General features: G+C 60.3%; 17 protein-coding genes. 12 read left to right on the top strand and 5 right to left on the bottom strand.

Going from position 1 to position 20,098, the window contains the following annotated elements; translation table 11 throughout:
• Positions 1-30 precede the first annotated feature (30 nt).
• On the bottom strand, positions 31-1,008 hold the full coding sequence (locus ACIQVE_RS14270) for a quinone oxidoreductase family protein (RefSeq protein WP_402809233.1): 978 nt from the start codon (positions 1,006-1,008) through the stop codon (positions 31-33).
• Between the two features lie 163 nt (positions 1,009-1,171).
• On the opposite strand from ACIQVE_RS14270, the gene hemF reads away from it, so the two are divergent.
• Both hemF and aroE read left to right on the top strand, forming a co-directional pair.
• Positions 1,172-2,086, top strand: a complete 915-nt coding sequence (gene hemF / locus ACIQVE_RS14265) for an oxygen-dependent coproporphyrinogen oxidase (RefSeq protein WP_402809231.1) — start codon at positions 1,172-1,174, stop codon at positions 2,084-2,086.
• Positions 2,087-2,095: 9 nt separating this feature from the next.
• Positions 2,096-2,917: a shikimate dehydrogenase gene (gene aroE / locus ACIQVE_RS14260; protein WP_402809228.1), complete on the top strand. Its 822-nt coding sequence runs from the start codon at positions 2,096-2,098 to the stop codon at positions 2,915-2,917.
• Positions 2,918-3,007: 90 nt separating this feature from the next.
• Here the strand turns inward: aroE and ACIQVE_RS14255 are convergent, their stop codons facing one another.
• The 3 genes from ACIQVE_RS14255 to betC form a co-directional block, all read right to left on the bottom strand.
• Entirely contained in the window at positions 3,008-4,576 is a 1,569-nt protein-coding gene (locus tag ACIQVE_RS14255; protein ID WP_402809226.1) for a SulP family inorganic anion transporter, read from the bottom strand.
• A 373-nt stretch (positions 4,577-4,949) separates the two neighbouring features.
• The gene (gene choX, locus ACIQVE_RS14250; RefSeq protein WP_402809223.1) at positions 4,950-5,870 is read right to left on the bottom strand and encodes a choline ABC transporter substrate-binding protein; all 921 of its coding nucleotides are present in this window, start codon (positions 5,868-5,870) and stop codon (positions 4,950-4,952) included.
• A 16-nt stretch (positions 5,871-5,886) separates the two neighbouring features.
• Entirely contained in the window at positions 5,887-7,401 is a 1,515-nt protein-coding gene (gene betC, locus ACIQVE_RS14245) for a choline-sulfatase (protein ID WP_402809220.1), read from the bottom strand.
• A 114-nt stretch (positions 7,402-7,515) separates the two neighbouring features.
• Here betC and ACIQVE_RS14240 point away from each other — a divergent pair, with 114 nt between their 5' ends.
• Positions 7,516-8,466, top strand: a complete 951-nt coding sequence (locus ACIQVE_RS14240) for a choline sulfate utilization transcriptional regulator (RefSeq protein WP_402809218.1) — start codon at positions 7,516-7,518, stop codon at positions 8,464-8,466.
• A gap of 57 nt (positions 8,467-8,523) precedes the next feature.
• Here the strand turns inward: ACIQVE_RS14240 and ACIQVE_RS14235 are convergent, their stop codons facing one another.
• Entirely contained in the window at positions 8,524-9,186 is a 663-nt protein-coding gene (locus ACIQVE_RS14235) for an NAD(P)-dependent oxidoreductase (protein WP_402809215.1), read from the bottom strand.
• A gap of 403 nt (positions 9,187-9,589) precedes the next feature.
• Between ACIQVE_RS14235 and ACIQVE_RS14230 the strand changes: the two genes are divergently transcribed.
• The 9 genes from ACIQVE_RS14230 to ACIQVE_RS14190 all read left to right on the top strand — a co-directional run bounded on the left by ACIQVE_RS14230 (position 9,590) and on the right by ACIQVE_RS14190 (position 20,081).
• Positions 9,590-10,897: a CitMHS family transporter gene (locus ACIQVE_RS14230; protein WP_402809212.1), complete on the top strand. Its 1,308-nt coding sequence runs from the start codon at positions 9,590-9,592 to the stop codon at positions 10,895-10,897.
• A gap of 85 nt (positions 10,898-10,982) precedes the next feature.
• The gene (locus ACIQVE_RS14225) at positions 10,983-11,750 is read left to right on the top strand and encodes a TerC family protein (RefSeq protein WP_402809210.1); all 768 of its coding nucleotides are present in this window, start codon (positions 10,983-10,985) and stop codon (positions 11,748-11,750) included.
• Between the two features lie 307 nt (positions 11,751-12,057).
• Positions 12,058-13,716, top strand: a complete 1,659-nt coding sequence (locus tag ACIQVE_RS14220) for a Na/Pi cotransporter family protein (protein WP_402809208.1) — start codon at positions 12,058-12,060, stop codon at positions 13,714-13,716.
• Between the two features lie 175 nt (positions 13,717-13,891).
• A complete protein-coding gene (locus ACIQVE_RS14215; protein ID WP_402809207.1) occupies positions 13,892-15,280 on the top strand; it encodes a M16 family metallopeptidase in 1,389 nt (462 codons plus the stop codon).
• A gap of 191 nt (positions 15,281-15,471) precedes the next feature.
• Entirely contained in the window at positions 15,472-16,500 is a 1,029-nt protein-coding gene (locus ACIQVE_RS14210; protein WP_402809204.1) for a DUF5924 family protein, read from the top strand.
• Between the two features lie 54 nt (positions 16,501-16,554).
• Positions 16,555-17,703, top strand: coding sequence for an ABC transporter permease (locus ACIQVE_RS14205; protein ID WP_402809202.1), 1,149 nt, complete (start codon positions 16,555-16,557; stop codon positions 17,701-17,703).
• Complete coding sequence (locus ACIQVE_RS14200) at positions 17,700-18,503, top strand: ABC transporter ATP-binding protein (RefSeq protein WP_402809199.1); 804 nt, start codon at positions 17,700-17,702, stop codon at positions 18,501-18,503. The genes ACIQVE_RS14205 and ACIQVE_RS14200 overlap by 4 nt, the downstream gene beginning before the upstream one ends.
• Position 18,504: 1 nt before the next feature.
• On the top strand, positions 18,505-19,443 hold the full coding sequence (locus ACIQVE_RS14195) for an MlaD family protein (RefSeq protein ID WP_402809198.1): 939 nt from the start codon (positions 18,505-18,507) through the stop codon (positions 19,441-19,443).
• Entirely contained in the window at positions 19,440-20,081 is a 642-nt protein-coding gene (locus ACIQVE_RS14190) for an ABC-type transport auxiliary lipoprotein family protein (RefSeq protein ID WP_402809195.1), read from the top strand. Before ACIQVE_RS14195 ends, ACIQVE_RS14190 begins: the two co-directional genes overlap by 4 nt.
• The last annotated feature ends 17 nt before the right edge of the window (positions 20,082-20,098 follow it).

Below are 20,098 nucleotides of genomic sequence, written 5' to 3'. Positions count from 1 at the left end.
GCGTTGAAGATTCATCGGGGTAGTGGGTGCTCAGGGCAGCAGGATGGTGGAGCCGGTGGTGCGCCGAGCCGACAACTCGGTCTGCGCCTTCGCTGCTTCAACCAATGGATAACGCTGGCTGATATCGACCTTGAGTTTGCCGCTGATGATCATCTCGAACAGCTCATCGGCCATGCGTTGCAGGTTTTCGGCATTGTTGGCGTAGGTCGCCAATGTGGGCCGGGTAACGTAGAGCGAGCCTTTGGCGGAAAGAATACCCAGATTCACCCCGTCCACTGCGCCGGAGGCATTGCCGAAGCTCACCACCAGCCCGCGTGGCGCCACGCTGTCCAGCGAAGTCAGCCAGGTGTCCTTGCCGACGCCGTCGTAGACCACCGGGACTTTCTTGCCGTCGGTCAATTGCAGCACGCGTTCGGCAACGTTTTCGTGGCTGTAGTCGATGGTCGCCCAGGCACCGTTGGCCTTGGCCAGTTCGGCTTTTTCCTTCGAGCTGACGGTACCGATCAGTTTCACGCCAAGCGCCTTGGCCCATTGGCAGGCCAGCGAACCCACGCCACCCGCTGCGGCGTGGAACAAAATGGTCTCGCCGCCCTTGAGCTCATAGGTCTGGCGCAGCAGGTACTGCACGGTCAAACCCTTGAGCATCACCCCGGCAGCGGTTTCGAAACTGATGTCGTCCGGCAGTTTCACCAGATTGGCCTCGGGCAGGACGTGCAATTCGCTGTAGGCGCCCAGCGGGCCGCTGCCGTACGCAACGCGGTCACCGACCTTGAACCGGGTAACCTCGCTGCCCACCGCGTCAACAATACCTGCACCTTCCGCGCCCAGGCCGGACGGCAAGGCTGGCGGTGCATAGAGGCCGCTGCGGAAATAGGTGTCAATGAAATTCAGACCGATAGCCTTATTGGCTACGCGCACCTGTTGCGGGCCGGGCTCGGCGGGTTGGTAGTCAACAAATTCGAGTACTTCGGGACCGCCGTGGGCACGGAACTGGATACGCTTTGCCATCTGCCTGCTCTCCTTGGGGCTTTTGTGAGGTCCCTATCCAACGCTTATGCTTGATCTTCGTCAACTGCGGCGCGTTGGCCTGCGGTGGTATGCTACGCGCCCATTTGCGCCGACCCCCGCCTGCGGGTTGCCGCGTAGTGATGCCCCGATTCAAGGTGAAGCCATGACGACCCGCACCGACGCCGTAAAGGCCTATCTGCTCGACCTGCAAGACCGCATCTGCGCCGCACTCCAAGCTGAGGACGGCGGCACGCACTTCGTCGAGGACGCCTGGACCCGGCCTGCCGGCGGTGGCGGTCGCACCCGCGTGATTGAAAACGGCACGTTGATCGAAAAGGGCGGCGTCAACTTTTCCCACGTCTTCGGCAGCGGTCTGCCGCCGTCGGCCAGCGCCCATCGCCCGGAACTGGCCGGTCGCGGTTTTGAGGCGCTCGGCGTGTCGTTGGTGATCCATCCGCACAACCCACATGTGCCGACGTCCCACGCCAATGTGCGTTTTTTCATCGCCGAGAAAGAAGGTGAAGAACCGGTCTGGTGGTTCGGCGGCGGCTTTGACCTGACCCCGTATTACGGCAACGAAGAAGACTGCATCCACTGGCACCGCGTCGCCGAACAAGCCTGCGCGCCATTCGGTGCGGACGTATATCCACGCTACAAGGCGTGGTGCGACACCTACTTCCACATCAAGCATCGCCACGAACCGCGCGGCATCGGCGGCTTGTTCTTCGATGATCTGAACGAGTGGGATTTCGACACCAGTTTCACCTTCATGCGCGCCATTGGCGATGCCTACATCGATGCCTATCTGCCGATTGTGCAGCGCCGCAAGCACGATGCGTTCTCCGCTCAGCAGCGTGAGTTCCAGGAATTCCGCCGTGGCCGCTACGTCGAGTTCAACCTGGTTTACGACCGTGGCACGCTGTTTGGCCTGCAATCGGGCGGGCGTACCGAGTCGATCCTGATGTCGCTGCCGCCGCAAGTACGCTGGGGCTACGACTGGAAGGCTGAACCTGGCAGCGAAGAAGCGCGCCTGACCGAGTACTTCCTGCAAGACCGCGACTGGCTGACCCAGGCCTGAGGACATCTGATGGATCGTTACGTCGTTTTCGGCAACCCGATCGGCCACAGCAAATCGCCGATGATCCACAAGCTGTTCGCTGAGCAGACCGGCGATAGCCTCGACTACAGCACGATGCTGGCGCCGCTCGACGACTTTTCCGCCTGCGCTACGGCGTTTTTCCGCGAAGGTCGCGGCGCCAATGTCACCGTGCCGTTCAAGGAAGACGCCTATCACCTGGCCAACAGCCTGACGGCCCGTGCGCAGCGGGCCGGTGCTGTGAATACCTTGAGCAAACTGGCCGACGGTTCGTTGCTTGGCGACAACACCGACGGCGCCGGACTGGTACGCGACCTGACAGTGAATGCAGGTTTCAGCCTGACCGGTAAACGCATCTTGCTGCTCGGTGCCGGTGGCGCCGTGCGTGGAGCGCTGGAGCCGTTACTGGCGGAAAAACCGGCGTCGGTGATCATCGCCAACCGCACGGTGGACAAGGCTGAGTTACTGGCGCAATTGTTCTGCGATCTGGGGCCGGTGTCGGCCAGCGGCTTTGATTGGCTGCGCGAGCCGGTGGACGTGATCATCAACGCCACTTCCGCCAGCCTCACCGGCGATGTGCCGCCGATTGCGCCGAGCCTGATCGAGCCGGGCAAAACCCTGTGCTACGACATGATGTACGGCAAAGAACCGACCGCGTTCTGCCGCTGGGCCAGTGAGCACGGTGCGGCGGTGTCGATGGATGGCTTGGGCATGCTCGCCGAGCAGGCAGCCGAGGCGTTCTATTTGTGGCGCGGAGTTCGCCCGGATACGACGCCGGTTCTGGCCGAGCTCCGCCGGCAGTTGGCCCTTTAAAAGCTTCGCGAGCAAGCTCGCTCCCACATTTGACCGCAATTCAATGTGGGAGCGAGCTTGCTCGCGAATGGCAACAGCGCCGACATTGGATCAATCCTCAAACCGGATCGGGCATTTCTCCGGCCCTTCCAGCTTGCGCAGTTCCTCCACCACCTGCGGCCGTGCACCGCGCAAGGTCAGGCTGCGACCCTGACTCAGCAAGCGCCGCGCCTCCTGATGCAGCATCTCCACTCCCGAATAGTCGATGAAGTTGATCTGCTGCGCCTCGATCACCACCCGCGCGCCGTGCATGCGCTGCAAACGCACTTGCAGATAATGGCTGGCGCCGAAGAAGATCGAGCCGCCGACCCGCAGCACATCGTCTTCGCCATCACGCGAATGCTGCACCCGCGGTTGCGAAGTGCGTTTGAGATAGAAAAACAGCGATGCCAGCACGCCGGCGTAGATCGCGGTCTGCAACTCCAGCAACAGCGTGGCGAGGCAGGTCAGCGCCATTACCACGAACTCGGCGCGGCTGACTCGAAGCAACGATCGAATCCCACGATGATCCACCAACCCCCAGGCGATCAACAGAATGCTTCCGGCCATGGCCGGAATCGGGATGTGCGCAATCAGCCCGGCGCCAAAAACCGCAAACAACGCCACCCAGATCGCCGAAAACACGCCGGCCAGCGGTGAGCAGGCGCCCGCCTCATAACTGAGGCCCGAACGGGTAAACGAGCCCGCCGACAGCGATCCGGAAAAGAACGCCCCGACAATGTTCGACAGGCCCTGCGCACGGACTTCCTGATTTGCGTCGAGCAACTGCTGCGAACGTGCAGAAATCGAACGGGCAATCGACAAACTGGTGACCAGCCCAAGCATGCCCACCGCCACCGCACTGGGCAGCAGGCGCAGCACCAAATCCAGATCCAGCGGCAACCCGCTGAACGGCGGCAAACGCCCGACAAACGCGCTGACCAGATGCACATGGCCGAACATCGCCGGCCACAGCCACACCAGCAGACTGGCCAGCACCAACGTTATCAACAACGTCGGCCAGCGCGGCAGCCATTGTTTGAGCACAACGCCGACCATCACCGTGGCCACTCCGAGCAGCAACGAAGGTTTATCCACATCCCGAAGGTGTTGCAGCAGCTCCATCAGACTGTCCAGCGCCGTGGCTTTGCCCGGCAGATCCAGCCCCAACAGGTTTGGCAACTGCCCAATGGCAATCACCACCGCCGCGCCGAGGGTGAAACCCAACACCACCGAATGCGAGACGAAATTCACTAGCGCGCCAAACCGGAGCAAGCCAAGCAACCACTGAAATATCCCGGCGAGGAAAGTCAGCAGCAGGATCAGGGTGACGTAGTCCTGCGACGCCGGCACCGCTAGAGGACTGACGCTGGCGTAGAGCACGATAGAAATCGCTGCGGTCGGGCCGCAGATCAGATGCCATGACGAACCCCACAGACAGGCGATCAGCACCGGGATGATCGCGGCGTACAGGCCATATTCAGGTGGGAGACCGGCGATCAGGGCGTAGGCAATCGACTGAGGTAACGCGAGAATTGCACCGCTGAGGCCGACGATCAGGTCCCGTCCGACGCTGGCGCGGGTTTGCCGGGGCAGCCAGGTGAGGAAGGGAAGCAGTGAGCGGCGACTGGGGAAGGCCATGGGTCCTCGCGGTTTGGGGTTTTGTTCAAGGTTATCAGGGTGGCAGGGGGAAAAGCCCCTCACCCTAGCCCTCTCCCGGAGGGAGAGGGAACTGACCGAGGTGTTTGGACGAATTACGCCGACGTGAAATTTCAGCGTCGAACTCAAATCCTGAAAGCAACGAAGATCGGCTCCCTTTCCCCCGTGCCCGCTTTGGGTAAAGGGAACTGACCGAGGTGTTTGGTCGAGTTACGCCGACGTGAAAAATCTGCGTCGAACTCAAATCCTGAATACACCAGAGATCGGCTCCCTTTCCCCTCGCCCCCTCTGGGGGAGAGGGCTGGGGTGAGGGGGCAAAAGTCTCAAGCCGAGCACAATTCCAGCAACCCAACGATCAGAGCTTGGCTTTAACCGCCGCCAACGCATCCTTCCCATCCAGCGTCTTCACCCCATCCAGCCACTTGTCCAGCACCGCCGGATTCGCCTTGATCCACGCCTTCGCCGCCTCGGCATTGCTGACCTTCTTGTTCACGACCTCGGCCATGATGCTGTTCTCCATCTCCTGAGTGAACGAAAGATTGGTCAGCAATTTACCCACATTCGGACAAGCCTCGGCGTAACCCTTGCGTGTCAGAGTGAAGACGCTGCCGGTGTCGCCAAAGTACTTCTCACCGCCCTTCAGATAGCGCATTTTCAACTGCACGTTCATCGGATGCGGTGTCCAGCCGAGAAAGGTGACGAATTTCTGTTTCTTCACCGCCCGCGACACTTCGGCGAGCATCGCCTGTTCGCTGGACTCGATCAGTTTCCACTGACCCATGTCGAAGTCATTCTTCTTGATGATCTCCTGCAACGATATATTCGCCGGGGCGCCCGAGCCGATACCGTAGATCTTCTTCTCGAACTTATCTGCGTATTTGTTCAAGTCGGCAAAGTTATGCACACCCGCGTCCCACACGTAGTCCGGCACGGCCAAAGTGAATTCGGTGCCGTCGAGGTTTTTCGCCAGTTGCGTGACATCGCCGGTGGCGATGAATTTGTCGTAGAAGCCCTGCTGCGCCGGCATCCAGTTGCCGAGGAACACATCCACCTGGCCGTCCTTCAAACCACCGAAGGTGATCGGCACCGCGAGCGTGTCGACCTTGGCCTTGTAGCCCATGCCGTCCAGCAAAAAACCGGTAATGGCGTTGGTTGCGGCGATGTCGCTCCAGCCCGGGTCGGCCATCTTCACTGTGTTGCAGCTTTGCTCGGCGAATGCCGAGGCACTGCTCAGCGCTATCAGGCCAAACGTCACTGCTGTGGATAACTTGCGCATGGACTTCCCCTTAACTTTATTGGTTTTGGCAGGGTTGTGGATAACGGGCCTTGCGTTCCAGATCATCGAGATCGATGTGGTTGCGCATGTACTGCTGACTGGCGTCCACCAGCGGCTGGTGATCCCAGCTCTTCAGCTTGCCGATGGTTAACGCATCGGCGACAAAGCGGCGGCGGCGCTGGCTGGCGAGAACGTCCCGGTGGATTGCGGGGATATCCCACTTGGCCCGCGCCTCGACGAGAAAATCGTCGAAAAGCTGGCGATGCTGCGGCGATTGGCTGAGTTCTTCCATTTCGCGCGGATCGTTGGCTACGTCAAAGAGTAGGCATGGGTCGCTTTCGCTGTAGATGAATTTGTAGGCGCCGCGGCGAATCATCATCAGTGGGCTGACCGTGCCTTCGGCCATGTACTCGCCGAACACTTCGTCATGGCCGCCCTGCCCTTGCAGGTGCGGCACCAGCGAACGGCCATCCAGCGGCAAATCCGGCTCCAGCGTGCCGCCCGCCAGTTCTACGAAGGTTGGCAACAGGTCGGCGGTGGACACCGCAGCGCTGATCCGGCCAGCATCAAACAAACCTGGCGCACTTATCAACAGGGGCACTCGCGCCGCCATCTCGTACCAGTGCATTTTGTACCAGAGGCCTTTCTCGCCGAGCATGTCACCGTGGTCGCCGGAGAAGACAATGATGGTGTCGTCAATCAGCCCGGTTTCTTCAAGGGTTTGCAGGAGTTTGCCGACGTTGGCATCGATATAGCTGCAAGCACCGAAGTACGCACGACGCGCGTCGCGAATCTTATCCACAGGCAAAGGTTTATCCCACAGGTCATAAACCTTGAGCAGCCGTTGCGAGTGCGGATCGAGTTCGTGCTGATCCGGCGTTGTAGGCAACGGGATATCGCCATCGTCGTACAAATCCCAGAATGCCTTGGGAATCGTGTACGGATCGTGTGGGTGAGTCATCGACACGGTCAGGCAGAAAGGCTGATCGCCATCCTCGCGAATGTGATCGAACAGATATTGCTGCGCCTTGAACACCACCTCTTCATCGAAGTCGAGCTGATTGGTGCGCACGCACGGCCCGGCTTGCAGCACCGATGACATGTTGTGATACCAGGTCGGCCGCACATCTGGCTCATCCCAATTCACCGACCAACCGTAATCGGCGGGATAGATATCGCTGGTCAGGCGCTCTTCGTAGCCATGCAACTGATCCGGGCCGCAGAAATGCATCTTGCCCGACAGTGCAGTGCGGTAGCCGAGGCGACGCAGGTAGTGGGCATAGGTCGGAACATCGGCGGGGAAGTCGGCGGCGTTGTCATAAGCGCCGATTTTGCTCGGCAGTTGGCCGCTGACCAAGGTGAAACGCGACGGCGCGCACAACGGGCTATTGCAGTACGCGGCATCGAACACCACGCCTTGGGCGGCGAGGCGAGAAAGATTCGGCAGTTTGATCGGCAAAGGACCGTAGATCGGCAACATTGGCGCGGCCATCTGATCGGCCATGATGAAAAGAATATTCTTGCGCTTCATGTGATCGCGGCATTCCATAGTGAATATTTATGCGACATTGCTGCGATCGAGCATGGAGTCCATGCTCTGTCGGGTAAAGCCCGCGCCGGGCAATGACTAGGATAAGCACAGCTTATGTATGAAGCCCTTGGGGATCTGTCGCTCGACCTGTTGCGCGCCTTCGAGGCCGCTGCCCGGCATCGCAGTTTTACCGCCGCCGCGGTGGAGCTTGGGACCACGCAACCGGCAATCAGCCAGCAGATCAAACGGCTGGAAGAACAGCTTGGCTCACGGTTGTTCGATCGAATCTACCGTGGCATTGAACTCACCGAAGTCGGCACTCTTCTGTTTGAGCAAGTTAGCATCGGTTTGCAGAACATCGACGCTGGTTTGAGTGCGATCAGCGCACAGCAACAACATGAGGTGCTGCAAGTCGCGACTGATTTTGCGTTCGCCGCGTATTGGTTGATGCCGCGTTTGCACCGCTTCCATGAAGCCAATCCGCACGTCGACGTCAGCCTGGTCACCAGCGAGCGCAATCACAACATGCTGCGCACCGATATCGACGTGGCGATCCTGTTTGGCGATGAACGTTTTAAGCAGGGCGAAAGCCATTGGCTGTTCAGCGAAGAAGTGTTCCCGGTGTGCAGTCCGCTATTGCTCAAGGATCGTGTTTTGCCCTTGGCCGCGCAGGCATTATTGGAATTTCCGTTGCTGCATCTGCGCGGGGAAAACAGCAGCAACTGGTTCGACTGGAGCGGTCTGTTCCGTGAACTCGGTATCACCACCCCGCCGGCGCCGGGACAATTGCGTTTCGACAATTACACGCTGTTGATCCAAGCGGCGATTGGCGGCCAAGGCGTGGCGATTGGCTGGCGTCACCTTGTGGATAACTTGCTCAGTCAAGGTTTGTTGTGTCGGCCGATTGCCGAAACCACCCTATCGCGCCTCGGCTATTACGTGGTGTTGCCGCAGCGTAAACGGCGGGGAGTGTTGATTCAGCAGTTTGTCGATTGGTTGATGGAGGAGCAGGCACGCAGCGCCGAGTCGTTGGCCGGGTTGGAGTTGCCGTCTATTGCGGTTTGAAGATCAAAAGATCGCCCGAGCCTGCGGCAGCGCCTACATCGGTATCGCGATCTTTTACTAACCCGATGCCGCGACAAAATTAACATGCTGGCCCACATGCAGATTCAGCCGCAGCTCATCGGCAATCCCTACCGCCACGCGATTCAAGCGTTCCAGCGGCTCGGCCAGACCCGGCTCCAGATTGCCGCCGACCTGACCGAAATGCTCGATGGTCAGCCCCGCAACCCCGTTTGGTGCGTTCACCAGTGTCCAGTGCAGCGGGCTGCTTTGCACCGCTTCGCGGATTTCTTCGGCGGCGTGGCGTTGCAGGCGATTGTCCAGATCCGGCTCATCGAGCACGGCAAACTCCCCCACCAGAAACAGCCGCGAGACATTCGCCGCTTGCAGCCCATCGACCAGCGCATCCACGGCCAACACCTGTTCGACCGGCCCGAGCACTACAGAGCGTTCAACATGATCGCTACTGAACGGCAGTCCCGGCGCATCGAGCAAACAGATCACCGCTGAACTGCCGGCGACACTTTGATTAACCCGCTCGGAATCGAACAGGTCGCCGCTTTTGGTTCGCAATCCCGGACGCGGCGCGAGCGCAGTCAGGTCGTCGAGAATGGCGATGACTTCGTGCTGTCGGCGCAGCAACTCAGCCATCAACGCAGCGCCCAAGCTACTCATGGCACCATAGAGCACCACTTTTACCGCCGGGGTTTCGGCATTTTTCATGGCTGATCCCTTTTATTTTCCCTTGTATGGCGTGTGACATACGGGCAACGCAGAGGGTTCGAACCGATTGCCGAGGGTTTGCGAAGCAGACGTTCAAGGACCCTGATCGCATCCGACGACCGGCTGACCGTTCATTCAAAGCTTTCACCCGCGAAAGGTAGCTGAAAGCTTCCCCGATTAGGATCGCCCTCACTTCCGGCAATAGACCGGTTGGCCAACGCGTGTGATGCCTCGCCCGCCCGGCCCAATTAACAACAACAATGGTGATTCTGATGTCCTCTGTAGCCCGCCTCTTCCCGCGTTTTCTCATTGCCACTCCGCCCGTACGTCTCGTGCTTCCCGTTCTGCGCTGATCCGACCGATCCGCTCACTTAACTAGCCGCGCTACGCCTGGAGTATTCCCATGCTGACTTTCCTTGGCTTCGCCATGGTCATCACGTTCATGTTCCTGATCATGACCAAGCGCCTGTCCGCGCTGATCGCCCTGATCATCATCCCGATCCTGTTTGCCCTGTTCGGTGGTTTCGCACCGAAGATCGGCCCGATGATGCTCGAAGGTATTACCAAGCTGGCGCCGACTGGCGTGATGCTGATGTTCGCCATTCTCTATTTTGCCTTGATGATCGATTCCGGCCTGTTTGACCCGGCCGTGCGCAAGATCCTCAAACTGGTCAAGGGCGACCCGCTGAAAGTTTCGGTCGGCACTGCCGTACTGGCACTCGTCGTTTCCCTCGATGGTGACGGCGCGACTACTTACATGATCTGCGTGGCCGCCATGCTGCCGCTGTACAGCCGCATCGGCATGAGCCCGCGGATCATGGCCGGCCTGATCATCCTCGCCGGTGGCGTGATGAACATGACTCCATGGGGTGGCCCGACGGCCCGTGCGGCGAGTGCGCTGCACGTTGACCCGTCGGACATTTTTGTACCGATGATCCCGGCGATGGCCGCTGGCGTGGTGGCGATCCTGGTCATCGCCTACTTCTACGGAAAGCGTGAGCGCGCGCGTCTGGGCGAGTTGCACCTGATCGGCGACGAGATTGATCACAGCGAAATCAGCGTGTCGCAGTTCCCGGATGCCCGTCGTCCGAAACTGATCTGGTTCAACGGCGCGCTGACTCTGGGCCTGATGTGCACGCTGATCGCCGGCCTGTTGCCATTGCCGGTGTTGTTCATGGTCGCGTTCAGTATTGCCATGATCGTCAACTACCCTTGCCTGCAACAGCAGAAGGATCGCGTCGCGGCGCACGCAGGTAGCGTGCTGGCAGTGGTCGGGCTGATCTTTGCGGCGGGCATCTTCACCGGTATCCTGACGGGCACCGGCATGGTCGATGCGATGTCGAAGAGCCTGTTGGCGGTGATCCCGGATTTCCTCGGCCCGTACCTGGCGGTAATTACGGCGCTGGTGAGCATGCCGTTCACCTTCTTCATGTCCAACGATGCGTTCTACTATGGCGTGTTGCCGGTGTTGGCCGAAGCCGCCAGCCACTACGGGATTACCGCGGTGGAAATGGCACGTGCCTCGATCGTCGGCCAGCCCGTCCACTTGCTGAGCCCGTTGGTGCCATCGACCTATCTGTTGGTGGCGCTGGCCGGGATTGATTTTGGTGACCACCAGCGTTTCACCCTGAAATGGGCGATCCTGGTGTGTATCTGCATCCTGATTGCTGCACTGCTGTTGGGGACTTTCCCGCTCTTCAGCACTCTATAAGCCCAAGACTCACCGCACCGAGTCCCGGCTTCGCTGTTTGAAGCCCGGACTCTTTGTGGTTTAACAATCGCTCAAAGGAATACACATGGAATGGCTGACCAACCCTGAAATCTGGGTTGCCTTCTTTACCCTGACTGCCCTGGAAATCGTCCTCGGCATCGATAACATCATCATGATTTCGATCCTGGTTAGCCGCATGCCTAAACACATGCAGAAGCGCACCCGGATCTTTGGTCTGGCGCTGGCCATGATCACGCGGATCCTGTTGCTGCTGTCGATCACCTGGGTCATGCGCCTGACCGCCGACCTGTTTGTGGTCTTCGGCCAAGGCATCTCCGGCCGCGACCTGATCCTGTTCTTCGGTGGTCTGTTCCTGCTGTGGAAGAGCTCGCAAGAGATGTACCACGCGCTGGAAGGCGAAGACGAAAGCGAAGAAACGCCTGGCGGCAAGGGCGGCAACTTCCTCTACACCATCATCCAGATCGCGATCATCGACATCGTCTTCTCGCTGGACTCGGTGATCACCGCTGTCGGCATGGTCTCGCACGTACCGGTCATGGTTGCAGCGATCATCGTTGCGGTGCTGGTGATGATGCTGGCGGCGGGCACGATCAGTGAATTCATCGACAAGCATCCGTCGCTGAAGATGCTGGCGCTGTCGTTCCTGCTGGTGGTTGGTACTGTGCTGATTGCTGAATCGTTCGACGTACATGTGCCAAAAGGCTACGTCTACTTCGCCATGGCGTTCTCGCTGGCGGTCGAAGCGATCAACATCAAACTGCGCGGCGCGATGGCCCGGAAGAAGAAACAGCAAGATCCGGTGAAACTGCGCAAGGACATTCCGGGGCAGTAATCCGGTAGTCCGCTTACACGCAATACCCCTGTGGGAGCGAGCTTGCTCGCGAATGCGGTAGATCAGCCAACATTTATGTCGACTGACACTCCGCCTTCGCGAGCAAGCTCGCTCCCACAGTGTTTTTAGCGGCCCCGAAGAATTTGGCTCAGGCCGTTTTCATGACGCTTTTGTTTCAATCCCCACTTTAGCTGTGCAATGCTGGCGCGCAGACCGTTAGCCAACTACAGCTTAAGTATCAGAACGTAGAAAACGCGCGGTACCGCAAACTTGCTCCTCTGGGGCGCTGCTATTTCAGGGGGTCTGCATGCTCACCCTGCTCAATCTGCTTTCCGCCGTGGCCCTGCTGATCTGGGGCACACACATCGTTCGAACCGGCATCCTGCGGGTGTACGGCACCCACCTGCGCCATGTGATTGGCCAGAACATGTCCAAGCGCTGGCTTGCCTTTGTCGCCGGTATCGTCGTCACCGCGATGGTGCAGAGCAGCAACGCCACCGCCATGCTCGTGACCTCCTTCGTCGGCCAGGGCCTGATGGCGCTGACCCCGGCGCTGGCGACCATGCTCGGCGCCGACGTCGGTACGGCGCTGATGGCGCGGGTGCTGACGTTCGACCTGTCGTGGCTGTCGCCGCTGCTGATTTTCGTTGGAGTAATTTTCTTTCTGTCGCGCAAACAGACGCGGCTCGGGCAGATGGGCCGTGTGTCTATCGGCTTGGGGCTGATCATTCTTGCGCTGCAATTGATCGTCGAGGCCGCTGCGCCGATCACCCATGCGCAAGGAGTGAAGGTGATTTTCGCTTCGCTGACCGGCGACATCCTCCTCGATGCCTTGGTCGGCGCGTTGTTCGCGATGATTTCCTATTCCAGCCTCGCCGCCGTGCTGCTCACCGCAACACTGGCCGGGGCTGCGGTGATCAGTCTGCCGGTGGCGATCGGTCTGGTGATTGGCGCCAACATCGGCAGCGGCATTCTGGCGTTCATGAGCACCAGCATGCAGAACGCGGCGGGCCGGCAAGTGGCGCTGGGCAGTTTGTTGTACAAGTTGATCGGTCTGTTGCTGATCATCCCGGTGCTCGATCCGCTGGTGCACTGGATCGACAGTCTTGATTTCAGCCCGCAGGAAATGGTCATCGGCTTCCATCTGCTCTACAACACTGCGCGTTGTCTGATTTTACTGCCCAGTGTCGGGCCGATGGCGCGGCTCTGCGCCTGGTTGCTGCCGGAGCGGCCGGAGATTAACGGCACCGCCAAACCGCGTCATCTCGACGCCACCGCACTGGTCACACCAAGCCTGGCGCTCGCCAACGCCGCGCGGGAAACCCTGCGCATGGGCGATCTGCTCGACAACATGCTCGACGCCACCCTCGATGTGTTGCGCGGCAAACAGACCGCCGTCACCCAGGAAATGCGCCGACTGACCGATGATGTCGAAGCGTTGTACAGCGCGATCAAGCTGTATCTGGCGCAGATGCCCCGCGAGGATCTCGGCGAGCGGGACAGTCGACGCTGGGCGGAGATCATCGAGTTGGCGATCAACCTGAAACTGTCCAGCGATGTCATCGAACGCATGCTGCGCAAGATCCAGCAGCAGAAGACGTCGCAACGGCGTTCGTTTTCCGAGGAGGGGCTGGAAGATCTGGCCGTCCTGCATCAACAACTCATCGCCAACCTGCGGTTGGGGCTGTCGGTGTTTCTCAGTGGCGACCGGGAAAGTGCCCGGCAGTTGTTGCGCGAGAAGCGTCGCTTTCGCGCACAGGAACGCCGTTTGGCCCATGCGCATGTCAGCCGTTTGCAACGTAAGATCGTGCAGAGTATTGAAACCAGTTCGCTGCACCTTGAGTTGATTGCAGATATGAGGCGGCTCAATTCGTTGTTTTGCGGCAGCGCGTATGTGGTGCTGGAAACGGCGGATACCGGCGCGCTGGCGGCGGATGATATGAGCGACATTACGCATTCGCCTTGAACGTCTGCGGTTGTGGTCAGTCAGTAACTCAGAGTTCAGCCTCAAGGCCGCCATCGCTGGCAAGCCACCCCACAGGGTTTTGTGAGCGCCATCAATCCTTGTGGGAGCTGGCTCGCCAGCGATGAGGGCCTGACTGACGACACGGATCTCCAAATCAGCCGTATGGAAGCCTGTTATGCGTTGCCTGTTGTTCGCTTGTCTGTTGCTCGGTTCTCTACCCTCCTTCGCACTGGATCGTTTTCAGGTCGAAGGCTATGCGCTGCCCAACGGTTTGCAGCTGATGCTCAAACCCGGCACCGAGCGCGGACATGTGGCGATCCGCTTGGTGGTCGGCGTCGGTCTCGACGATTTTGACTGCGACGAAAAAGAGCTGCCGCACCTGCTCGAACACCTGCTGTTCAGCGGCATCGATGCCACCGGCGAAGGTGGCCTCGAAGAACGCATGCAGGCCCTGGGCGGCGAATGGAACGCCTTCACCAGCAATGCCGACACCACGTTCGTCATCGAAGCCCCGGCGAAGAACCAGCGCAAGGTGCTCGACCTGCTGCTGGCTCTGCTGACCCAGACCCGTATCGACGACAACGCGATCAACGCCGCCAAACGCGTGGTCGAGCGTGAAGACGGCGGCCATTACACGCGCCTGCAACGTTTTCTTGATCGTCAGGATCTGGGCCACACCGCGAGCAATCAATTGGCCGTCGAACTCGGCCTGAAATGCCCGCAACGCGCCGAAGTCGATCATCTGACCCAGGAGCAACTGGAGAAGGTGCGCCAGGCCTGGTACGCGCCGAACAACATGACCCTGATCGTCGTCGGCGAACTCGACAAGCTGCTGCCGGCCTATCTTGAGCGCACGTGGGGCGCCCTCGAACCGGTCGAACCCAGCGAGCACCGTCCGCTGCCGGACATCAGCACCCGCGCCGCCCACGAGCGCACCCTCACCCGCGGTTTCGTTGGCGATAGCGCCAAGCTGCACTGGCTGGTGCCGGAGCCGGTGCTGGACGATCAGTACGATCAGACGTTCGATATCCTCAAGGATTACCTCGACTGGGCGCTGTACCGGCAGATCCGTCTGAACCACGGTTTGTCTTACGGGCCGTGGGCCGAGCGCGAAGTGTTCGGCGGCGTCGGCTTCATGAGCCTCAACGCCGACCTGGATCGCGATGACGTCGACGAAGCGGTTCAGGTGCTCGAAGACCTCAAGGCCGACTTGCTGAAAAACGGCCTCGACGCCGACACTTTCGCCCGCATCAAACAGGCCGCCATCGCCCATCAGGCGTGGGCGGTTCAAGGTAACAGTGCGATGGCCGATTATTACTGGAGTGCGCTGAGCGATTATCAGGACGGCCGCTTCGCCAACCCTGCGCGGGAGTTGCGAGGCGTGACGCTGGAGACTGCGAACAAGGCGATGCGCGAGTTGCTGTTGCAGCCGGGGTATCTGCGGATCGAGAAGCCGTTGATCAGTGATGATCAGGTGTTGTGGCTGGCCGCGGGTGGAGTGGGTGTGGTGCTGCTGATGTTGATCGGCTGGCGCGTGTACCACCGCAAGTCAGTCAAACAGTGAACCTGTGGGAGCGAGCTTGCTCGCGAAAGCGTCGTGTCAGTCACTGCAATTTTACCTGACCCACCGCATTCGCGAGCAAGCTCGCTCCCACAGGGTAATGCGGTAAATTTAGCTGACTGCCAACCTCGCCACATGGCCCGGTGGGCGCTACTCTGTCGAGGTTTTCCCCCACATTGTCGTGAACTGCCCAAATGTCAAAATTGACCCTCCTTATCCAGCGCATTATCGAGCTGATGAAGCGCTACCCCGGGGTTATTGCGCTGGGTGGTTTCATCTCGGGGGTCGGCAGTTTCATTCTGGTCGATCGCCAGCAGGGATTGGCGAGCTGGATCACCGTGATCATGCTGCTCAGCTGGATCTGGCTGATGCTGGAAAACACCCTCACCGGCGTCTTCACGCGGATTTTCAAACGGGAAATCCCCCAGCCGCTGCTGCGTTACGCCACGCAGATGATCCATCAGGAAAGTCTGTTTTTCGTCCTGCCGTTCTTTTTCATCACCACGACGTGGAACAGCAGCCAACTGGTCTTCACCGGCCTGCTCAGCATCGCTGCGCTGATCTCCATCGTCGATCCGCTCTATTACAAATGGCTGGCGCCACGGCGCTGGGCGTTTCTTGCGTTACACACACTGACCCTCTTCGCCGCCCTCCTCACGGCGTTGCCGGTGATCATGCACCTGACCACCTCGCAAAGTTTCAAATGGGCGCTGGGGATTGCCGTGCTGATGTCGTTCCCGAGTCTGGCGTCGATCTTCCCTATTCGAACCGTGCGCAACGCGCTGGCGATTCTGTTTATCACGTTCGGCATCGGCGGCGTCGGCTGGGCACTGCGTTCGTGGGTGCCGCCGGCGACGTTGTGGATGGCCGACATGGCAATCAGCACGCAGATGCAGGATCGCACCCCCGGCGCCAGTCTCGATAAGGTCAGCGCCGAGCAGATTCGCAACGGCGGCCTTTACGCCTACACCGCGATCAACGCGCCGCGCGGGCTTGATGAGCGGATTTATCACGTCTGGAAGTTCAACGGCAAAGAGGTCGACCGCATCGCCCTCGACATCCACGGCGGGCGCAAGGAAGGCTACCGTGCGTGGACGCACAAGCAGAATTTCCCCGGCAACCCGGCCGGCAAATGGCAAGTGCGGGTGTTGACCGAGGATGGACAGCTGATCGGCGTGCTGCGCTTTGAAATTACCGACAGCACACCGGTCAAAGAAAAGTAGTCCGGTTCGTGCTATTACGTTAGTTCGCTTAGCCGCCGAACAAGCACGGAGCTTATGACCAGCAGCTCGATGACAGGCAGTGCCCAATTGGACACGTCCAACACCCCTGCCCGCCTGCGGGTCAGCGGGGACTGGACGCTCGCCCATTACACCGAGCTCAAGCAACTGAGCGAAACGCTGCGTGGCCAGTACGACACTGACACGTCCATTGACCTCAATGGCCTCGGCGCGCTCGATACTGCTGGCGCCTCGTTGCTGGTGGAACTGCTCGGCTCCGAGCGTCTGGGCAAATCCGCCGAACACCCCGATTGCACAATCTCCAGCGCCGACCGCGCGCTGCTGCAAACCGTCTATCAATCGATGACTGATTTTTGCATGCCGATCAAGGAACCGGAAATCAGCGTCAGCGTGCAATTGCTGACGCGCATCGGCCGCGCCGTCGATACCGTTTGGCAAGACACCCTGCAACTGCTCGGCTTCGTCGGCCTGATTCTGGAAACCATCGCCCGGAGCCTTTTCCGGCCCAAGCGCTGGCGCATCACGCCGGTGATCGCGCACATCGAGCAGACCGGCCTCGACGCCGCGCCCATCGTGGCGCTGCTGACCTTTCTGGTGGGCGCGGTGGTGGCGTTTCTCGGCGCGACGGTCCTGGCCAGTTTTGGTGCGAGCATCTTTACCGTCGATCTGGTGGGCTTCGCCTTTCTGCGTGAGTTCGGCGTGTTGCTCACCGCGATCCTGATGGCCGGGCGCACCGCCAGTGCGTTTACCGCGCAAATCGGTTCGATGAAGGCCAACGAGGAAATCGATGCGATCCGCACCCTCGGTCTCGATCCGATGGAGTTGCTGGTGGTGCCGCGCGTGCTGGCGTTGCTGGTGGCGCTGCCGCTGCTGACCTTTCTGGCGATGATCTGCGGGATCGTCGGTGGTGCCGTGGTCTGCGCCGTGTCGCTGGATATCTCGCCGGCGATGTTCCTCTCACTGCTGCAGAGTGACATCGGCGTTCAGCATTTTCTGGTCGGGCTGGTGAAGGCGCCGATCTTCGCGTTCCTGATTGCGGCGATTGGCTGCCTGGAAGGCTTCAAGGTCAGCGGCAGCGCCGAATCGGTCGGCGCGCACACGACGTCGAGTGTGGTGCAGTCGATATTCGTGGTAATCGTGCTCGACGCGGTGGCTGCGCTGTTCTTCATGGAGATGGGCTGGTGAGTCGTTTACCCCGCGCGCCCTCGGAGGCGGTGATTGAAGTCCGTGGCCTGTGCAACCGCTTCGGTACGCAGAGCGTGCACGAGAACCTCGATCTGGATTTGTACAAAGGCGAAATTCTCGCCGTGGTCGGTGGTTCCGGCAGCGGTAAATCGGTACTGCTGCGCAGCATTGTCGGCCTGCGCCGACCGAGCGAGGGCATCGTCAAAGTGTTCGACCAGGATCTGCCTAGCCTGTCTGAGCATGAGCGCTCGTTGATCGAACGACGCTTTGGCGTGCTGTTCCAGAAAGGCGCGTTGTTTTCTTCGCTGACCGTGACCGAGAACGTCGCCCTGCCGCTGATCGAACACGCCGGCCTGAGCCGCGATGACGCCGAGCACCTTGCAGCGGTCAAACTGGCACTGGCCGGGCTACCGCTGTCGGCGGCAGACAAATACCCGGCGTCGCTGTCCGGCGGCATGATCAAGCGCGCCGCCCTGGCCCGGGCCTTGGCGCTGGATCCGGACATCCTGTTTCTCGACGAACCCACCGCCGGCCTCGATCCGATTGGCGCGGCGGCGTTCGATCAATTGATCCTGACCCTGCGCGATGCGTTGGGTCTGAGCGTATTTTTGGTGACCCACGATCTGGACACGCTCTACACCATCACCGACCGCGTGGCTGTGTTGGCGCAGAAGAAAGTGCTGGTGGCCGATGCCATCGACGTGGTCTCGGAAACCGATGACGCGTGGATTCACGAATACTTCCATGGCCCGCGTGGCCGCTCGGCGCTGGACGCCGCCAAATTGCTCAACGAGGTCTGACATGGAAACCCGAGCGCATCATGTGTTGATTGGCCTGTGCACCGTGCTGGTGGTGGCTGGCGCCCTGCTCTTCGGCCTGTTCCTGGCCAAATCCAGCGTCGACACCGAGTTCAAGGATTACGAGGTGGTGTTCAACGAGGCGGTCAGTGGCCTGTCCAAGGGCAGTTCGGTGCAGTACAGCGGGATCAAGGTCGGCGACGTGGTCAGCCTGCGCCTCGATCCTCAGGACCCACGGCGGGTGCTCGCGCGGATTCGTCTCGGTGGCGACACGCCGGTGAAGGAAGACACCCAGGCCAAACTGGCGCTGACCGGGATCACTGGCACGTCGATCATCCAGCTCAGCGGCGGCACGCCGCAGAGCCCGACGCTCAAGGGGCGTGACGGCAAACACCCGGTGATCATTGCTTCGCCCTCGCCTATCTCGCGGCTGCTCAATGACAGCAACGACCTGATGAGCGGCATCAGCGCCCTGCTGCACAACGCTAATCAGATGTTCTCCACCGATAACGTCGAACGCGTCAGCAAGACCCTTGCCCATCTGGAACAGACCACCGGCACCATCAACGATCAGCGCGGCGACATTCGCCAGGCCATGCAGCAACTGGCGAGCGTCGGCAAACAGGCCGGCAGCATGCTCGAACAGACCTCGGCGTTGATGCGTAACGCCAACGGCTTGCTCAACGATCAGGGCAAGCAGGCGCTGGGCAGCGCCGAGCAGGCAATGAAATCGCTGGAAGACAGCAGCGTCACCATCAATGCGTTGCTGAACAAGAACCAGAACTCCCTCGACAGCGGCATGCAAGGCCTCAATGGCCTCGCGCCGGCGATCCGCGAACTGCGTGAAACCCTGAGCTCGCTGCGCGCCATTTCCCAACGTCTGGAGGCCAACCCCAGCGGTTACCTGCTGGGCAGTGACAAGAACAAGGAGTTCACGCCATGAAGCTGACTCGCCTCGCCCTCTTCGCCACCGGCTTTACATTCATCAGCACGCTGATCAGTGGTTGCACGATCTTCCCCGAAGCTGAGCCGCTGGAGGTTTACCGCTTGCCGGCAGCTCAGGCGCCCGCCTCGGGCGGTTCGTCGGCGACGCAGCAATGGTCGCTGCGCTTGAACAAATTGCAGGCCAGCGAAGCGCTGAATCGGCCGACCATCGCGGTGATTCCGCAGGGTGACGTGTTCAGCAGCTACAAGGCTTCGCGCTGGAGCGATCCGGCGCCGGTGTTGCTGCGCAATCGGCTGCTCGACGGTTTTCAGCGCGATGGCCGGGTGACGTTGCTGAGCACCGATGACAGCAACTTTCAGGCGGATTTAGAGCTGGGCGGGAATTTGCAGGCGTTTCAGACTGAATATCAGGGCACCCAGGCCAGCGTCGTCGTGCGCCTCGATGCGTTGCTGGTGCGCGGTTATGACCAGCGCATTCTGGCCAGTCGCCGGTTTGAAGAGCGTCAGCCGCTCAATGACGTGAAGGTGCCGGCGGTGGTGGCTGGGTTTGGCCAGGCGAGTGACAGATTGACTGCCAAGGTCGTGGCGTGGGCCGTCGAACAAGGCCAGAAACTGGCGCCCGCCCCAAGGCCTTGAATCACCACAATCCCTGT

Origin of the sequence: Pseudomonas sp. NPDC098747 (assembly GCF_044760045.1) — a bacterium.
GTDB lineage: Bacteria > Pseudomonadota > Gammaproteobacteria > Pseudomonadales > Pseudomonadaceae > Aquipseudomonas.
This window is presented reverse-complemented; position numbering and strand designations above follow the sequence as displayed.

What these genes read in the sequence shown, in the direction of transcription:
- ACIQVE_RS14270 (WP_402809233.1), bottom strand. Translation starts at nt 1,008, where the DNA reads ATGGCAAAGCGTATCCAGTTCCGTGCCCACGGCGGTCCCGAAGTACTC.
- hemF (WP_402809231.1), top strand. Translation starts at nt 1,172, where the DNA reads ATGACGACCCGCACCGACGCCGTAAAGGCCTATCTGCTCGACCTGCAA.
- aroE (WP_402809228.1), top strand. Translation starts at nt 2,096, where the DNA reads ATGGATCGTTACGTCGTTTTCGGCAACCCGATCGGCCACAGCAAATCG.
- ACIQVE_RS14255 (WP_402809226.1), bottom strand. Translation starts at nt 4,576, where the DNA reads ATGGCCTTCCCCAGTCGCCGCTCACTGCTTCCCTTCCTCACCTGGCTG.
- choX (WP_402809223.1), bottom strand. Translation starts at nt 5,870, where the DNA reads ATGCGCAAGTTATCCACAGCAGTGACGTTTGGCCTGATAGCGCTGAGC.
- betC (WP_402809220.1), bottom strand. Translation starts at nt 7,401, where the DNA reads ATGAAGCGCAAGAATATTCTTTTCATCATGGCCGATCAGATGGCCGCG.
- ACIQVE_RS14240 (WP_402809218.1), top strand. Translation starts at nt 7,516, where the DNA reads ATGTATGAAGCCCTTGGGGATCTGTCGCTCGACCTGTTGCGCGCCTTC.
- ACIQVE_RS14235 (WP_402809215.1), bottom strand. Translation starts at nt 9,186, where the DNA reads ATGAAAAATGCCGAAACCCCGGCGGTAAAAGTGGTGCTCTATGGTGCC.
- ACIQVE_RS14230 (WP_402809212.1), top strand. Translation starts at nt 9,590, where the DNA reads ATGCTGACTTTCCTTGGCTTCGCCATGGTCATCACGTTCATGTTCCTG.
- ACIQVE_RS14225 (WP_402809210.1), top strand. Translation starts at nt 10,983, where the DNA reads ATGGAATGGCTGACCAACCCTGAAATCTGGGTTGCCTTCTTTACCCTG.
- ACIQVE_RS14220 (WP_402809208.1), top strand. Translation starts at nt 12,058, where the DNA reads ATGCTCACCCTGCTCAATCTGCTTTCCGCCGTGGCCCTGCTGATCTGG.
- ACIQVE_RS14215 (WP_402809207.1), top strand. Translation starts at nt 13,892, where the DNA reads ATGCGTTGCCTGTTGTTCGCTTGTCTGTTGCTCGGTTCTCTACCCTCC.
- ACIQVE_RS14210 (WP_402809204.1), top strand. Translation starts at nt 15,472, where the DNA reads ATGTCAAAATTGACCCTCCTTATCCAGCGCATTATCGAGCTGATGAAG.
- ACIQVE_RS14205 (WP_402809202.1), top strand. Translation starts at nt 16,555, where the DNA reads ATGACCAGCAGCTCGATGACAGGCAGTGCCCAATTGGACACGTCCAAC.
- ACIQVE_RS14195 (WP_402809198.1), top strand. Translation starts at nt 18,505, where the DNA reads ATGGAAACCCGAGCGCATCATGTGTTGATTGGCCTGTGCACCGTGCTG.
- ACIQVE_RS14190 (WP_402809195.1), top strand. Translation starts at nt 19,440, where the DNA reads ATGAAGCTGACTCGCCTCGCCCTCTTCGCCACCGGCTTTACATTCATC.